This window comes from Pseudomonas sp. CMR5c (assembly GCF_003850545.1).
Lineage (GTDB): Bacteria > Pseudomonadota > Gammaproteobacteria > Pseudomonadales > Pseudomonadaceae > Aquipseudomonas > Aquipseudomonas piscis.
Genome location: NZ_CP027705.1, coordinates 347,569 through 364,008, shown reverse-complemented (window position 1 = coordinate 364,008; position 16,440 = coordinate 347,569). Strand labels below are relative to the sequence as shown.

Genomic DNA, 16,440 nt, shown 5'->3' with positions numbered 1-16,440 from the left:
AGTGAGCGCATCCTAAAACCAGCCAATCGAGACCGTCCAAGTCATAATTCGACAGACTTAAGACCAAACAGGTCAAATCGCTCTAGGACCGCTTCCCGCCCCCATCCAGGTCCCTTCAATTTCAGCTTGCCGCCCCTGCCAGCACCATCTCGCGGAAATCCCCGACTATCGGCCGCAGGTCGACACGGTGCCAGGCCGCCCACAGGCCGGTGCTCTGCTGCAACCAGGGCAGTTCACGCAAGACCACGTTCGGATTGCCTTCACCATTGATGCTCTGCTGGATCAGCGCCAGGCCCAGGCCGGCGGATACCAGGCCCAGGGCGCTCAGCGGTTCGGCGGCTTCCAGGCGGATCTGCGGGGTGAAGCCCGCGGCCACGCAACTGGCCAGGAAGCGCTCGCGCCGGCTGGGCTGCAACTGGCCTTCGACCATGATCCAGTCCTGCTCGTGCAGATCGGCCGGCTCGATGCTGGGCTTGTCCGCCAAGGGATGCCCCAGGGGCAAGGCCAGGCGCAACGGGTCGTCGAACACCCGGGCGGCCAAAAGCTCCGGATCGTCGGTGGCCGGCGGTTCGCAGACCAGGGCGATGTCCAGGCTGCGTTGGCGCAGCCCTTCGAACTGCTCCTGGGCCGACAGGTTGTACAGCGCGATATGGATACCCGGGCGCTCCTCGCGCACATGGCGCAAGGCACCTGGCAGCACCCCGGCATGGATCGCATGGCTGACGTAGCCGATGCACAACCCACCCGTCTCGCCACGTCCCAGGCGCCGGCCCAGGGACTCCAGGCGCTCGGCATGCTTGAGCAGGGCCCGGGCTTCGTGGAGGAAGGTGCGACCGTCGGACGTCAGGCGCAGGCGTTGTTGGCTACGCTCGAACAGTTGCAGGCCGAGGCGCTCTTCCAGCTGGGCGATCTGCCGGCTCAGCGGCGATTGGGAGATGTGCAGTTGCCCGGCCGCCTTGCCGACGTGCTCGACTTCGGCGACGGCAACGAAATAACGCAATTGTCTAAGATCCAGCATATGACCCTCAGGGACTCAAGTATGACCAATTAAGTCATATACGATCTTACTGGCGTTCAATAGGATGGCGCCATCTCGAATCGATCACCGGCACAGGTCTTGTGCCCCCCAAGATGAGGAATCCGAACATGCAAATCGATCTGGGCGGCAAGACCGCCATTATCAGTGGCTCCACCGGCGGTATCGGCCTGGGCATCGCCCGTAGCCTGGCGGCCTCCGGCGCCAGTGTGGTCATCGTCGGCCGCAACGCGGCCTCGGTGGCAGAAGCCGTCGCCGGCATCCACGCCAGCAACGGCAGCGCCCGTGGCGTAGTCGCTGACCTCGGTACCGCGGCCGGCGCCGATATCCTGTTCGCCGCCGAGCCCCAGGCCGACATCCTGGTGAACAACCTGGGCATCTACAACGATGTCGACTTCTTCGACACCGACGACCAGCAATGGATGGATTTCTACGAAATCAACGTGCTCTCCGGCGTGCGCCTATCCCGCCACTACACCCCGGGGATGGTCGAGCGCGGCTGGGGCCGGGTGATCTTCCTGTCCTCGGAATCGGGCGTCGCCATCCCGGCGCAGATGATCAACTACGGCGTCACCAAGGCCGCCAACCTGGCCGTCTCCCATGGCCTGGCCAAGCGCCTGGCCGGCACCGGCGTGACCGTGAATGCGATCCTGCCGGGCCCGACCTTCACCGAAGGCGTGGCCAACCTGGTGGCCGACGCGGTGCGCCAGTCCGGCCGCAGCCCGCGGGAAGAAGCCGACGCCTTCGTGCGCCGCGAGCGCCCCAGCTCGATCATCCAGCGCGTGGCCGAAGTCGAGGAAGTGGCCTCCCTGGTGACCTACATCGCCTCGCCATTCTCCTCGGCCACCACCGGCGCGGCCCTGCGCGTGGACGGCGGCGTAGTGGACAGCCTGGCGATTTGAGTCGCCACACCAGGCGCCTAGCCCGCAACCACCACAGGTTGCGGGGCCACCCGGCGCCGAGGCCCGGGCAAAAATAGTCAGTTTTCAGGGGTTTACAGAACCCCGCCAATCGCTATAATCGTCGCCCTAACACGCCGGTATAGCTCAGTTGGTAGAGCAACTGACTTGTAATCAGTAGGTCCCGGGTTCGACTCCTGGTGCCGGCACCATATAAAACGAAGCCCTCGCAGCGATGCGAGGGCTTTGTCGTTTCTGGCATCTGCTCCAAGCTCCCCATCCAGACACGCTTCGTGCTCCAATAGCCGCCGATTCCAGCGCTACCCAGGCACAACATGAAACCCATCGCTGCATCCATCCTCGCCCTGTTGCTCCACTCCATGCTGTTCAGCGCCCCGGCTGTGGCCGGCGATGCCGAAACCGGCGCCAAGTTGTTCAAGCGCTTGTGCAGTGGTTGCCACAATATCGGGCCTTCGGTGCGCAGTTCGTTCGGGCCAGAGCTCAACGGCATCATCGACCGCCCGGCCGGCAGCGCCCAGGACTACCAGTATTCGACGGCGATGAAGTCCTCGGGCATCGTCTGGACCCGGGACAAGCTCACCCAGTACCTGCAAGATCCCAAGGGCGTGGTGCCCGGCACCCGGATGATTTTCTGGGGCTTGAGCGACGAAGAAAAAATCGACAACCTGCTGGCCTATCTACAGACCTTCCCCAATCCCTGATTCCGTTTCGCTTCCCTACAAGGATGTTTCGATGAAGCTTTCCCTGCTGTCCCTGGCGACCGCCGGCCTGGCCCTGGCCGTGCTCGCGCCGCAAGCGGGCGCCGCTGGTTTCGACTGTGCCAAGGCCTCGACCTCGGTCGAGAAGGCGGTTTGCAACGCGCCGAAGCTCTCCGCCCAGGACGATGAATTGAATCGTCGCTACAACGGACTCAAGCACCTGCAGGTGTTTCGCCTGCTGCAAGTGCGCTGGCTGCGCGAGGTTCGCGATACCTGTACCTCGGACGACTGCCTGGAGGGGGCCTACCGCGCCCAGTTGAAGATGCTCGCGCCGCTGCCGATCCCCCCGGCCCCGGGCAAGAACCAGTTGCTGCCCATGGACCCGACGCGCCAGTACCGTCTGGATGAAGCCGAGCACTGGCAGCGCTTCCCACTGGCTTCCTTCCCTGCCGTAGCGCCTCGGGGCGACAAGCAGATCGTCGACGCCCAGGTGATCGATGGCGTGTTGCGCGTGGTGCTGTTCACCGGCCTGTACCAGCAGGAGCAAGGCGGCTTTGTCGGGACCCTGTATGAATATGCCGATGACCAGCCGGGCCTGTACCCCATCGCCCGGGACATCGCCTTCACCGGCTGGGCCGCCCAGGGCAACAACGACCAGGGCCTGCGCTTCGCCGGGTTCGACGGTGGGTTGCTGTACTACCGCCAGCGTATCGGTGGCGACTTGCAGCAAAGCATGACCTACCGCCTGGGTTCACGCAGCGCGCCCGAGGCCAGCCTGAAGTCGTACCAGACGCCCTCCAATACCCTGCGCCATGCCCGGGCGCGGGTGGGCCAGGACTTGAATGTGGATAACTACAGCCTGTCCCTGGACTACGACCAGCAGAGCCACAATACCTACAGCGAGAATGTCACCGCGCACAACGACACCGAGGAGGGCTGGAGCATCGTCAACCCGACCTGGAGCGCTACCCGCCCGATCATGTACTTCGACAACGAAGGGCCGCGGGCCTGCATCTGGCGAGTCGACACGCAGTACAAGACCTTGTTCAAGATCGTGCCCGAGCATGATGCCGTCTCGGCACGCCCGGTCGACCTGCATGGCCGCGAGGCGGTGGTCTACCTGGAAGGGGACCAGCTGAAGTTCGCCTTCAAGTACGACGACTGAGGGCAAGTGCCAGGCCATGAACAAGCCTCGCCCATGCCGATCAGTCAAGGCACTGGCAGGAGCGAGGCTTGCCCGCGATGGGCTTCAGGGCACTGCGTTTACTCCGTAAACCACCGCTACCCGACCATCGCAAGCGATCGAGTGTCGACCGGCTGCTCCTACAGGAATCACCTGGATTCAGGTGAACGGCACTGCGCCAGGCGAGCTGTTTCATGGTGCGACCCGCATCTGCCTCAGGGCAGGCTGATCTTGTACTGAACCAGCTTGGCCTGGTGCTGGGGCTCGACGTACTTCTGGTTCACCAGCTTGGCGAACTTGCTGAAGTCGCTGCGGGCATCGTCGGTCAGGCCCAGTTTGTCGTAGGCAAGACCGCGGTGATAGAAGGCCCAGGCATAGTCTGGCTGGCGTAGCAGGCCGGTGCTGTAGGCTTCGGCGGCCTCGCGGTATTGCCCCAGGTCGTAGAGCGTCTGGCCCAGATGGTAGTAGGTCGGCATGTTGAAGCCGCCGCCCTTGCCCGTCTCGCCCAGGTTGGCGTCGAGGTTGGATTGCACCAGCTCCAGGGATTTTTGCGGGTTGCCCGCCTCACGATACAGGCGGCTCAGGTCCAGCACCGCGCGGGCATCGGGCTTGCCTTCCAGGGCGATGGACTTTTCCTTGGCGGCAATCGCTTGCGGATAGCGCTTGAAGCTGGCGTAGGCATCGGACTTGAGCCAGTACACCAGGCTCTGCATGCCCGGCGGCAACTGGTTCTTCTCCAGGCACAGGTCGGCCTGTTGCAGCACCACGTCGAATTTCTCGGCCTTGGCGGCCTGGCCCACCATGCGGCAATGGGCATAGTTGATCTGGTCCTGGCTCTGCAGGCCGGCACAACCGGTCAGCAGCACGGATCCCAGGAGCAATAGCGCTCCACGAACAGACGATGAAGGCATGGCTTTCAATCCAGCAGATGGGCGTTGAGGTCAGGGCGATAGACTTGCAGCAACGGCGCGGTGACGGTGCCCTGCAAGCTGCAGAAGATCGTGGTGCGGCCGGCGATCGGCTCCTTGTCGATACCTTTGTCGATACTCAGGACCCGCTCGACGAAACCGAACGGCGTAGCCACGCCACCACCGGCCTGGCCCTGGGTCCGCCATTGCAGGATCGGATCGCCGACCCGGCGAATCTCCACTCGGCTGAAAGCACCGCGGTCGTCCTTCAAGCGGGCGTTATCCGCCAGCAGCGGCTTGAGGCGCGCGGCCACGTCCCGGGGCGTGCCCTCGGCGACGAAACCCCAGAACAACATGTTGCCCACCGACTTCATCGACATGGCTTCGTTGTAGTAGCCCACCAGGCGCACGCCCTTGACCACCAAGGGCTGCGCGAACGGCTGGTAGCGACCGCCTTCCTGCAGCGGGTTCATGACCTGGGGTGCCTTGACCGCGCCGTACTGGGCCAGGCTCAAGGTACCGGCCGGCAGTTGGGCGGTGTTCAGGCTCTGGAAGAACTGCGCGTCGCAGCGGGAGAAATCACTCAGCAACTGCTCGGGCGAGGTCGCTTGCTGGCCCTGGGCGATGCTGGCGACACCCAGCAGGCACAGGCCGGACAACAGGGAACGGAACATCAAGATCATCCGTGAGGGGGAAAGTGGGGACGGAATTTAGCAAGATCGATATCAAACGGCCACAAGTCGTCCGCGACCTTATAGGCATGAAAAAGCCCCGAACCAGTCGGGGCTTCTTGCATTGCGCCACCTGTCGCCAGGTGGTGATCAGGCGTTCATCAGAACACGTTGATCGGGTAGTCGACGAATACGCGCAGTTCGTTGCCACCCACGTTGTAGTCGGAAGACTTCTGCGATACGCGCAGGACCGAACTGCGAACCTTCACGCTCAGGTCCTTGGCCGGGCCGCTCTGTACCACATACTTGAACTGGTTGAAGATTTCGCGCTCGCTGCCGCCGGAAGACGTCGCGGTGGTGATGTTGTCGCCACGTACATAGGCCACGTTGTAGGTCAGGCCCGGTACGCCGAAGGCGCCGAAGTCCAGGCCGTAGCCCAGCTGCCAGCTGCGTTCGTCTTCGGCGTTGAAGTCGGACCAGTAGGAGTTGGCCAGGTAGATGGTATTGCCGCCATCGCCCACGCGACCTTGATCACGCTGGTAGCCGCCATAGGCATAACCCAGGTGGCTGTCGCCGGTGCTGCGCTGGTGCGCCAGGGTGAAGGAGTGCGGACCAGTGGCGTAGGTGGCCGCCAGGCTCCAGATCTTGTTGTCCTGGCCGCCGGCCTTGGCCTTGTTGGCGTAGGACTTGTCCAGCTTGGTGCGGTAGCCGTTGAAGTCCAGGGTCAGGGACTGGTCGGTGGCCAGCGGGAACACATAGTTCAGGTTCATGTACTGCTTCTTCAGCACGTCTTCGACGTCGGAAGCGTACAGGGCGCCCTTGAACTGCTCGGTGAACTGGTAGCTACCACCCAGGACGTTGATGGACTTCAGGCCACCGCTGTCACGACCTTCGTCGCTCTTGCGCGATTCGGCGCTGAAATGACCGGCGTTCAGCTCCAGGCCCTTGATCTCCTTGGAGGTGATCAGGGTGCCGGTGTAGCTTTCCGGCAGCAGGCGCGCGTTGTCGTAGTTCAGTACCGGCAGGGCCGGCATCTGGTCGCCGTAGGTCAGCACGGTGTTGGAAATGCGGAACTTGACCGCGGCGCCGGCCTTGGCCAGGTCGTTGGCGGCCTTGCCGCTGTTGTCTTGCTTGAAGAAGTCGATGCCGCCGGCACCGCTGCGACCCTTGCCGCCGTCCAGGCGCAGTGCGTACAGGCCAAAGGCGTCAACGCCCACGCCCACGGTGCCCTGGGTGAAACCGGAGGAGAAGGTACCGATGAAGCCTTGGCCCCACTCAGCCTTGTCCTTGTTACCGTCTTTGTAGTCACGGTTGATGTAGGCGTTGCGCAGCAGCACTTTCAGGCTGCTGTCTTCAACGAAGCCCTTGGCGTCGGCCTGGCCGTCGGCCATGGCTTGTGTAGCGCTCAAAATCCCCAGTGCAATCAAGCAGATCCGCTGTTTAGACATTTTATTTTCCTTATTACGGTTTGATGACGCGCTGTGAGCTTGTGCGGCTATGGCGTTTGAACGCTCTTCTACCGTCGAAACAAAAAGCCCGCCGACATGGGATAGTGGCGGGACTTTTATCATTCTGAAATATGGCTCTTAGCCACAGGCGTTGGGGCGAATCCTATCTGCGCCCTCAACAACGTGTCAATTTCGTGAATCGTCTTTAAATAGCTGAAAATGTTCTAAGAATAGCGGGCTAGAGCATCGCCAGCTGCACGCTGTGACTGTCCACGAACTGCTCGAAATGAGTCACCTTGCCGTCCTTTAGCGTCCACAGGTGGGCTACCCGCACATCGATAGGTTTGCCCGAGGCATTATAGATGCCCCGGTAGTTGCCATAGGCGAAGACCTTGTCGCCCTGGGCCACATAGTTCTCGACCTTGAAGGTGAAGTCCTGCCACTCGCTGCCAAGGCGCTTGAAGACATGCTCCAGCACTTCTTCGAAACCGACGTAGGTACCGGCATAGGGAAAGCCCGCCGCTTCGGTCCAGCGCGCGTCGGGGGCCAGGGCCGCCGCGGTGTTGCGCGCGTTTTCCTGGGAGTTGGCGCCTTCGTAGGTGCTTTTGATCAACGCAAGGTTATCCATGGGTGACTCCACTGGGTTCAGGTGAATTCAGGGTGTGCAACCGTCCAGGCCACAGGTTGGGAGCGCACCGGCGCGCACGCCGCTGTCCAGGCCCAGTGAATCCTGCAGCCATCGGGCGAAGGCCTCGGGCTTGCCCAGCCAGGAGCTGATGTCGAGCAACTGGTAGCGCCCGTCGCGCTCCAGGGCCAGGGTCGGGAAGCCCTGGCCGCCAACCTCGGACAGCAGTGCCCGGCTGGCCTTTATATGTGCGTCCACCTCGTGGGCCAGCGCCTGGTCGAAAGCCGTGGCAAAAGCTTCCCGGGAAAAACCCAAGGTTTGCGCCAACTCCAGCAGCACCTCAGGCTCGGCAATCCGCCGCCCCTCCACGTAGTGGGCGGTTTGCAACCGACCGAGCATTTCCAGGCCACGGCCAGCCAGGGCCTGGGCCGCCAGTACGGCAGCAATCGGCGGCGCCGAGTCGAAGACCGCCGTGTGATCGCGCAACAGACCTTCGAAATAGGCCTCGCCGAACGGCTGCCCGGTGTACTCGGCAATGCGCCGATCATGGGGCATGACGTAGTCGCGCAATTGCGGCGATACCGGCTGGCGGTTGCGGCCGGTCATCATGCCGCCACCATGGGCCACCACCGGCAGCACTGCCTGGGCGGCCTGGACCAGTGGCTTGGCGCCATAGCACCAGCCACACAGGGGGTCGTGAATGTAATGAAGGGTGGCCGAGGACATACGGGGCTCCAGCAGGATCTTGAAAATTCGATAGGTGCAGCCTATGCCCCAAAGGCCAGGGGAAAAACCTCGAAATGCCTTCCAGACTGTTTCAGGATCCGGTCGAATCGCGCCGCTAGATGCCCATGAATGGACAGGTGGATGCCAGGAGATGAACCGTTACAGCTTTGACATAATTAGAAACAATAGAAGCGGAAGAGTTTTAGCAAATAGTTAACACAAGCAAATAGCAACCATTACCATTCGCGCCTTCCCGAATCACCCCCTCTCGGATGCGCGACAAAAATGCCTGCCCATTTCCGCCTCACTCCCCTGTCCCTGGGACTTTGCACCCTGCTGGCCGCCGGTTTCGCCTGCGCCGCCGGTACCACCCTGCCGACGACTTCCATTCGTGCCCAGGCAGAGTCCGACCCCGATGATCCGCGGGTCAGGGAAGTCAGTACCGCGACCCGCACTTCGACTCCCGCACGCTACGTGCCCCAGGCCATCGACACGGTCAAGACCGCCAACCTGCGGGATTACGGCACCAACGACCTGGGCAGCGCCCTGAGTGGCATCCCCAACGTCAGCAGCGGTGCCGACACCCGCTTCGACAGCGTGCGCATCCGTGGTTTCGACGCCAGCAACGACTTCTACCTGGATGGTGTCCGCGACGACAGCCAATACGTGCGCGACCTGCACAACATCGAGCGGATCGAAGTACTCAAAGGTCCTGCAGCAGTGCTCTATGGCCGTGGCAGCCAGGGCGGCATCATCAACCGGGTGAGCAAGCTGCCCGAAGCCGGCCGCCGCTCCAGCATCGAAGTCCAGGGCGGCAGCCAGGACCTGCGCAGCCTGTACGCCGATCTCAGCGCCGACCCGACGGACAACATCAGCCTGCGCCTGAACCTGGGCAACGAGGACAAGAACAGCTTTCGCGATGGTGTCAGCGGCAACCGCAAGCTCTTTGCTCCGTCCATGAGCTGGCAGTTGAGCCCTGACCTCAACTGGCTGGTGCAATACGAATACAGCCGCTACGACCGGACCCCGGACCGAGGCATCACCAGCCTCAACGGCCGGCCGGCCAATGTCGGTCGCGGCACTGCCTACGGCGACAAGCGCGACTACATCGACGACAAGACTCAATCCCTGCGTTCGAAACTGACCTACGAACTCAGCGACAACTGGCAACTACGCCACACCTTGGGTGTGTTCAAGCTCGACAGCGACTTCGACAACACCTACCAAGTCGGCTACGACGCCAAGACCGCCAAGGTCCAACGCCAACGCTGGCAGCAGGACCTCAAAACCCGCAACATCTTCAACAACACCGAGCTCGAAGGCCGCTTCGACACCTTCGGCCTGGAACATCGCCTGCTCACCGGACTGGAGATCGGCAGCCAGCGCCGTGATCCCAAGCTATACAACGCCGCGCCCACGGGGCCCGGCAGTCAGCCTGTACCGGGACTGGATCTGTACAATCCCAATCCGTACCAGAGCCACACTGGTCGCATGCAGGTATCGAGCGACAACCACACCGAGGTGGAAAGCCGTGCTCTCTACGTCCAAGACCAGTTGCGCTTGGACGATCAATGGCAAGTGCTCGCTGGCCTACGCTACGACCGCTTCGAGGTGGAAACCACCAACCAGTTGCGCAATCTGAAGGACAGCCGCGACAGCCACAGCGTTAGCCCTCGCCTGGGCGTGGTCTGGACGCCACTGGAACATCACTCGTTCTACGCTTCGTGGAGCAAGTCGTTCGCCCCGGTAGGCGGCGGTCTGATCGGCATCACTCCGAACGCCAACGGTAACGGCAACGACCTGAGCCCGGAGCTCACTCGGCAGAAGGAAATCGGGATCAAGAGTGATTGGTTCGATGAGCGCTTCAGCACCACCCTGGCGGTATACGAACTTGAGCTCTACAACCGTCGTACCAGCGACCCTCTGGACCGCAACATCGTCCTACTCACCGGCCTGCAACGCTCTCGAGGAATCGAACTGACCGGTAGCGGCAAGATCGTCGGCAACTGGTATCTACGCGGCGGGATCGGCCTGCAGGACGCCATCGTGGTCAAGGACAACAACGGTTTCGAGGGCAAGCGCATCAATGATGTGGCCAAGCGCAATGCCAGCCTGTTCGTCACCTGGAAGCCGGAACTGGGCTGGTATGCCGAGACCGGCCTGACCCTGGTGGGCGACCGTTTCGCCGACAACGCCAACACCGTGGTGCTGCCAGGCTACGGCCGCTGGGATGCCCTGGCCGGCTACCGGCACAAGGACTGGGATGTACGCGCGGCGCTGAACAACATCGCCAACCGCGACTACTACAGCTCCGCCACCAGCGCTTCCCAGATCCAGCCGGGCGATCCGCGCAGCCTGGTGGTCACCGGTACCTACAGCTTCTGATCCACCCGGATCACCAGCGAAAAAAAAAGCGCTGCCATCCCGGCAGCGCTTTTTCACGATCCTTGTCTTTCTATCCTTTCACCACGTCCCACAACGCTTGCAGTTCCGCCTCGCTGAGCAAACCAGCGGGGTAACGCTCAATGATGATCCGGCGCGGATCAGGTTCCCTGATCTGACGCGTTCCATTGGATTTCAACCATTGCACCAGAACTTGCAGCGCTTCATTGCTCATTGCCAAGGGATGCGATGCCCGCTCGCTGATCATATTCATTCCAGCGCTCTCTCCCGGTTTCTGAGCGGCCTAACTTATCCAAGGTTTATGACAGAACATCAGAGTTCCACATGTCTCAGAATCACTACCAGGCAGATACAAGAGCTATGCCAATGTGCCTGGCGCGCCGATGTGCGGCCATGAAAAAGCCCGCGGCCCATCTGGGCCGCGGGCTGGCTGGAAGACCCCGGGGCAGGCCCGGGGTCGAGGCCGTCGAACAGGCGACAAGTTCTGTTACAACGGCACTCAAACCCGGTGCGGGGCGGGCTGTTGTTGGGTAAGGCAGTGGATATTGCCGCCGCCCAGTAACAGTTCGCGCCCAGGCACCATCACCACTTCGTGCTCGGGAAACAATTGCTGCAGGATCGCCTTGGCTGGCGCGTCCATCGGATCATCGAAACTCGGGGCGATGATCCCGCCGTTGACGATCAGGAAGTTCACGTAGGAACCGGCCAGGCGCACCGATGGGTTGCGCTCCTGGCTGCCGGCCACCACATCGACCCCGGCGCACTCTTCTTCGGTGGCGAACAGCGGGCCGGGAATCGGCATCTTGTGCACCTTGAAGGCGCGTCCCTTGGCGTCACGGGTGTTTTCCAGGACCTGCATGGCCGCCTGGCAACGCGGATAGTTCGGGTCCTGTGGGTCGTCGGTCCAGGCCAGCAGCACTTCACCCGGGCGCACGTAGCAGCAGAAGTTATCCACATGGCCGTCGGTCTCGTCGTTGTACAGGCCATCGGGCAGCCAGACGATCTGCTCCACCGCCAGGTGATCGCGCAACACTGCTTCGATCTGCTCGCGGGACAGGTGTGGATTGCGGTTGTGGTTGAGCAGGCATTCCTCGGTGGTGATCAGGGTGCCTTCGCCATCGACGTGGATCGAACCGCCCTCGAGCACGAAGCCTTCAGTGCGGTATTCCTGGCAACGCTCGATCTCCAGCACCTTGCTGGCTACCTGCTCGTCGCGGTTCCACGGCGCGTACAGGCCGCCCTCGAAGCCACCCCAGGAGTTGAAGCCCCAGTGCACGCCACGCACTTCGCCGGCGTCGTTGATGACGAAGGTCGGGCCGGTGTCGCGGACCCAGGCGTCGTCGCTGGACATCTCCACCACACGGATGTTGGGTACGTCCAGGCGCGCCCGGGCGTTTTCATATTGAGCCGCGGAGACTGCCACGGTCACAGGTTCGAAGCGGGCGATGGCTTTGGCCACCGCAGCGTGGGCCGCCTGGGCCGGCTTACCGCCCAGGCGCCAGTTGTCCGGGCGCTCGGGCCAGATCATCCAGGCCTGGGTCTGGGGGGTCCACTCGGCCGGCATGTAGAAACCGTCGGCGCGCGGCGTGCTGTGCAAAGTACTCATAGTGTTCAGGACTCCAGGGAACCGTCGAGGGTTTTCAAGGCGCCATAGAGGTTCGGACGGCGGTCACGGAAACTGCCCCAGGCGCTGCGGATGTGCTCGAGCTCGTCGAGGTCGAAACTGTGCACAAGGATACCTTCTTCGGTCTGGTTGAGCTCCTGGACCTTCTCGCCGAACTGGTTGGCGATGAAGGACGAGCCGTAGAAGGTGATGTCGTAGCCGTCCTGTTCCTCGTTGCCGATGCGGTTGCTGGCCACCAGCGGCATCAGGTTGGCGCCGGCATGGCCCTGTTGCACCCGCTGCCAGTGGTCGCGAGAGGAAATGCTCGAATCATGAGGCTCGCTGCCGATGGCGGTGGGGTAGAACAGGATCTCTGCCCCCTGCAAGGCCATGCTACGTGCGCACTCGGGGAACCACTGGTCCCAGCAGATGCCCACGCCGATCTTGGCGTAGCGGGTGTTCCATACCTTGAAGCCGGTATCCCCCGGGTTGAAGTAGTACTTTTCGTGGTAACCGGGGCCGTCCGGGATATGGCTTTTGCGATAGATCCCAAGGTTGCTGCCATCGGCATCGATGATCGCGATGCTGTTGAAACGCGCCCGGCCGGCCAGCTCGAAGAAACTGACGGGCAGCACCACCTGCAGCTCCCGGGCAAGCTTCTGGAAATGCGCGATGGCCACATTGGACTCGGCCGCAGTGGCCAGTTGCAGATAGTTCGGATTGGGTTTCTGGCAGAAGTACGGGGTCTCGAACAGCTCCTGGACCAGGATGATCTGCGCACCCTTGGCGGCGGCTTCGCGCACCAGCTTCTCGGCGATTTCGAGGTTGGCCTCAAGGTCCCAGGAACAGGCCATCTGGGTAGCGGCGACGGTAACGGTACGGCTCATGGATCAACTCCTGGACGAATGGACGCAGTCGATGACGACGGTAATGGGCAGGACGCAGCAGTGCGGGCCCGATAACGGCCATTTTATATCCGATAAAAATCGGCTTTAGAAGCCTATAAATCAGTTTAATAAATAAATAATTGATAAAACACAGATATAAATCGATTTTTAGGCCACGTAATCGGCGGATAAAACATTTGGCCGGCCTCCTCTCCCGCAGGCAGGATGCTGCGGGCGGATGGCCGGCCAGGAAAGAACCAGGATGGGCAAGGATCCTAGAGGTCCTCGCCGAGCACCTTGGACAGCATGTCGACAAAGAAATCGACGCTCTGCCGGGTGGTGACCATCGGCGGCTTGATCTTGAGGATGTTGAGATAGTCGCCGGTGGGCTGCATGAAGATCCCCAGCTCGCGCAAGCGCTCGCAGAGCAGGGCGGTTTCCTCGGTGGCCGGTTCCAGGGTCTGGTGATCGCGAATCAACTCCAGGCCCAGGTAGAACCCCGAGCCATGCACCGCGCCCACCAGCGGATGCCGCTCCTTGAGCGCTTCCAGGCGCTGGCGGAAATGCTCGCCTACTACCCGTGCGTTGTCCCAGAGCCCTTCGTCGCGCATCACATCCAGCACCGCGATGCCGACGCGGCAACTGACCGGACTGCCGCCGGACGAGGAGAAGAAGTACCCCTCGGCCTCCAGCGCCTCGGCGATCTCGCACCGGGTGATCACCGCGCCCAGGGGCTGGCCGTTACCCATGCCCTTGGCCATGGTGATGATGTCCGGCACCACGCCTTGCTCCTGGAAGCCCCAGAAGAATTCGCCCATGCGGCCATAACCCACCTGGACCTCGTCGGCGATGCACACCCCGCCCCGCTCCCGGACCCGCTGGTAGACCTCGTGCAAGTAGCCCCGGGGCAACGAGATGCCGCCGGCGTTGCCATATACCGGCTCGCAGATGAAACCGGCCAGCTGGCGACCCGTCGCGTCGAGCTTGGCCAGTTGCTGGTCGACACTGCGCAGGTACTGTTCCGTGGTGTCCGGGCCACGGAATTGGCCGCGGTAGGTGTTGGGCGCGGTCACCGGATGGACCCAGTCCGGACGGCTGTCCAGGGCCCGGGGGTTGTCGGCGATGGAGGTGGAGACCGCATCGGCGGCTACCGACCAGCCGTGGTAGGCCTCCAGCACGCTGAGCATGTCGCGGCCGCCGCTGTAGGCCCAGGCCAGGCGGATCGCCAGGTCGTTGGCCTCGGTGCCGCTGTTGACCAGGAACACCCGGTCCATGGAGTCCGGGGCCAGGGCCAGCAGGCGCTCGGAAAACTCGGCGATGGCCGCGTAGTGAAAGCGAGAGTTGGTATTGAGCAACGACCACTGGCGCGCCGCCTCGGCGGCCATGCGCGGGTGGCCATGACCGAGCACCGCGACGTTGTTGAGCATGTCCAGGTAGGAACGCCCCTGCATGTCGATCAGGTGGTTGCGCCAGCCGCGCTCGATCCGTGGCGGATCGACGTAATAATGCTTCTGGGTACGGGCAAAGCTGGCGTCGCGCCGGGCCAGCAGGGCCTGGGCGTCCACTTCCGGCTCGGCATCGCAGGCCAGCCCCAGCAGCGCCGCCGGCGACGGACACAGGGCCTGCCAGGCCGGGGCCCATGAAGGGCTGCAGAACAACGGCGGCGCGAGCTCGGCACTGCGGCAGAGCTGGACCTTGAGCCGGCCGTCGGCGGCCACTGTTCCCAGCACCTGGCCCTTGACCAGCGCCGCCCCTGCATGCACCGAGGCCTCGACGCCCCACAGGCGCAGGCTCGAGCCCGGGCCGTCCAGGCGTAGCAAGCCATCCGCGGCCGCGTGCAGGACGCCGGCGAACGGCGCCTCCACCGCTGTGCCCGCAGGCACTTGCAACTGCACATGCAACGGGCAGGTCTGGGGTTCGTGCGCGCAGTCGGGCTGGGTCCGGGACAAGCGGTACTGACCGTAACGGCTGGCGGCCAGGCCATGGGCAGCCCCGGCTTCGGTCAGCAAGCGGTCGTCGATGCCTGGCTGCTCCCAGTTGCCCGCCTCGAAATGCGGGCTGAGCACCCCCAGATCGATCAGGGCGAACTCACGCCCCACCAGGCTCGGCAACAGAGGAACGAAGCCTTCGCTGGCAATGGTCGGCAGTGCCTGGCCGACGGCGCTGAGAATGGCCGCCTCCATCAGCTCGAACGGCACCGAGACGGCGACCCGGAAGATCTCCCACTCATGGTTCAAGTTGGCGCGGCTGTATTGGTTGTCCGGGTCGATAGCCACCTGCTGTTCGCCACTGAGCACCAGCACCGCGGCCCGGGCCACGATCAGCGGCCAGAGCGCCAGCAGCTCCGCCCGTTGCAGCGGATTGACCCGGTGATAAGCCTGGATCGCCGGCAGGATGCGCAGCGGATCGCCCTCGGCATGGTGCAGCAGCGAGGCACAGGTCACCGACAGGTCGGTGATGCGCCAGGTACGGACCAGGTCGCCGAAGTCGATCACTCCCTGCACCTGCCAGTGGCGCGCCGCGTCACGCTGCCAGACCACGTTGTCATCGGTGATGTCCATGTGGATCGCCTGCACTGGCAACTGCTCGACCAGCGGGCGCAGGCGATGCTCGGCACCCTGGGCGGCAGCGGCGAGCTGGGCACGCTGCTGGGGATCCTCGATGACCGGCAACAGGTGTTCGGTCAGGGCCTGGGCATGCCGGGCGTCCCACTGCAGGGTGCGCTCCAGTCCTGGGTGCTGGAAATCCGCCAGGGCCAGGTCCATCTGCCCGCAGAGCCGACCCAGGCCGGCCACCAGTTCCACCCCCAAGTGCGGCAAGTGGGTCAGGGAGCGACCGTCTATATAGTCGAGCAGGCGCACATGCAGGACTTGCCCGGCGATCTCCAGGGTCAGCAGTTCTTCGCCGTTGCTGGCCGGGATGACCCTGGGAACCCGTAGCCCGGGATATTGGCGCAAATGCCTGAGGCCCTCGTGCTGGGCTTGCAACTCCAGGGCTGCATAGTCGCCACGGCAGATCTTCAGGACAAAGCGGCCATTGGCAGTGTCGACGCGGTAGTTGAGGTCCTGCTGGCTGCCCAGGGACTGCAAGCTGCCGTACAGCCCATAGTGGGCCTGCAGCAACTCCAGCGCCTGCTGCGCCGTGACCTGTGGACTGGGCAGGCTGGCACGATGGATCAAGGTGGCGAGCAACATACGACGACCCCCGGAAATTGTCATTGGCCGCCTATATCGCCACTGGCCGGGGCGTTGCGCAACCCCCGGCCCGTCGAGCGGACGTTGGTTCCGACCGCGTCCCCGGGATATTCAACGCGCCAGGGATGTAATCGATGG

The 16,440-nt window shown here is 63.1% G+C and carries 14 protein-coding genes and 1 tRNA gene; 5 read left to right on the top strand and 10 right to left on the bottom strand.

What is annotated here, in order from left to right; all coding sequences use genetic code 11:
* Window positions 1-121 precede the first annotated feature (121 nt).
* A complete protein-coding gene (locus C4K40_RS01675; protein WP_053132611.1) occupies window positions 122-1,018 on the bottom strand; it encodes a LysR substrate-binding domain-containing protein in 897 nt (298 codons plus the stop codon).
* Window positions 1,019-1,146: 128 nt separating this feature from the next.
* On the opposite strand from C4K40_RS01675, the gene C4K40_RS01670 reads away from it, so the two are divergent.
* From C4K40_RS01670 to C4K40_RS01655, 4 genes are all read left to right on the top strand, one after another.
* Window positions 1,147-1,938 (top strand): SDR family NAD(P)-dependent oxidoreductase, encoded by a 792-nt coding sequence (locus C4K40_RS01670; protein WP_022639205.1) that lies wholly within the window; start codon window positions 1,147-1,149, stop codon window positions 1,936-1,938.
* Between the two features lie 133 nt (window positions 1,939-2,071).
* Window positions 2,072-2,147, top strand: a tRNA-Thr gene (locus C4K40_RS01665).
* A 123-nt stretch (window positions 2,148-2,270) separates the two neighbouring features.
* Complete coding sequence (locus C4K40_RS01660; protein ID WP_022638841.1) at window positions 2,271-2,657, top strand: c-type cytochrome; 387 nt, start codon at window positions 2,271-2,273, stop codon at window positions 2,655-2,657.
* Between the two features lie 31 nt (window positions 2,658-2,688).
* On the top strand, window positions 2,689-3,819 hold the full coding sequence (locus tag C4K40_RS01655) for a lysozyme inhibitor LprI family protein (protein WP_053132613.1): 1,131 nt from the start codon (window positions 2,689-2,691) through the stop codon (window positions 3,817-3,819).
* A gap of 233 nt (window positions 3,820-4,052) precedes the next feature.
* On the opposite strand, the gene C4K40_RS01650 is transcribed toward C4K40_RS01655, so the two are convergent.
* The 5 genes from C4K40_RS01650 to C4K40_RS01630 form a co-directional block, all read right to left on the bottom strand.
* Window positions 4,053-4,718 (bottom strand): tetratricopeptide repeat protein, encoded by a 666-nt coding sequence (locus tag C4K40_RS01650; protein ID WP_256224032.1) that lies wholly within the window; start codon window positions 4,716-4,718, stop codon window positions 4,053-4,055.
* Between the two features lie 35 nt (window positions 4,719-4,753).
* Window positions 4,754-5,419, bottom strand: a complete 666-nt coding sequence (locus C4K40_RS01645) for a hypothetical protein (protein WP_256224033.1) — start codon at window positions 5,417-5,419, stop codon at window positions 4,754-4,756.
* A gap of 158 nt (window positions 5,420-5,577) precedes the next feature.
* Window positions 5,578-6,864 (bottom strand): OprD family porin, encoded by a 1,287-nt coding sequence (locus C4K40_RS01640; RefSeq protein WP_053132620.1) that lies wholly within the window; start codon window positions 6,862-6,864, stop codon window positions 5,578-5,580.
* Between the two features lie 238 nt (window positions 6,865-7,102).
* Window positions 7,103-7,492 carry a nuclear transport factor 2 family protein gene (locus tag C4K40_RS01635; RefSeq protein WP_022638836.1) on the bottom strand — a complete coding sequence of 130 codons (390 nt, stop codon included), beginning with the start codon at window positions 7,490-7,492 and terminating at the stop codon, window positions 7,103-7,105.
* Between the two features lie 27 nt (window positions 7,493-7,519).
* Window positions 7,520-8,215 carry a DsbA family protein gene (locus C4K40_RS01630; RefSeq protein ID WP_053132622.1) on the bottom strand — a complete coding sequence of 232 codons (696 nt, stop codon included), beginning with the start codon at window positions 8,213-8,215 and terminating at the stop codon, window positions 7,520-7,522.
* 285 nt (window positions 8,216-8,500) lie between these two features.
* On the opposite strand from C4K40_RS01630, the gene C4K40_RS01625 reads away from it, so the two are divergent.
* A complete protein-coding gene (locus C4K40_RS01625; RefSeq protein ID WP_053132625.1) occupies window positions 8,501-10,600 on the top strand; it encodes a TonB-dependent siderophore receptor in 2,100 nt (699 codons plus the stop codon).
* A 70-nt stretch (window positions 10,601-10,670) separates the two neighbouring features.
* Here the strand turns inward: C4K40_RS01625 and C4K40_RS01620 are convergent, their stop codons facing one another.
* The 4 genes from C4K40_RS01620 to C4K40_RS01605 all read right to left on the bottom strand — a co-directional run bounded on the left by C4K40_RS01620 (window position 10,671) and on the right by C4K40_RS01605 (window position 16,302).
* Window positions 10,671-10,871, bottom strand: coding sequence for a hypothetical protein (locus C4K40_RS01620; RefSeq protein WP_031319890.1), 201 nt, complete (start codon window positions 10,869-10,871; stop codon window positions 10,671-10,673).
* A gap of 246 nt (window positions 10,872-11,117) precedes the next feature.
* On the bottom strand, window positions 11,118-12,224 hold the full coding sequence (gene aguA / locus C4K40_RS01615; protein WP_053132627.1) for an agmatine deiminase: 1,107 nt from the start codon (window positions 12,222-12,224) through the stop codon (window positions 11,118-11,120).
* A 5-nt stretch (window positions 12,225-12,229) separates the two neighbouring features.
* Complete coding sequence (gene aguB / locus C4K40_RS01610) at window positions 12,230-13,108, bottom strand: N-carbamoylputrescine amidase (protein ID WP_053132629.1); 879 nt, start codon at window positions 13,106-13,108, stop codon at window positions 12,230-12,232.
* Window positions 13,109-13,383: 275 nt separating this feature from the next.
* Window positions 13,384-16,302 (bottom strand): aminotransferase, encoded by a 2,919-nt coding sequence (locus tag C4K40_RS01605; protein ID WP_053132632.1) that lies wholly within the window; start codon window positions 16,300-16,302, stop codon window positions 13,384-13,386.
* Between the last annotated feature and the right edge of the window lie 138 nt (window positions 16,303-16,440).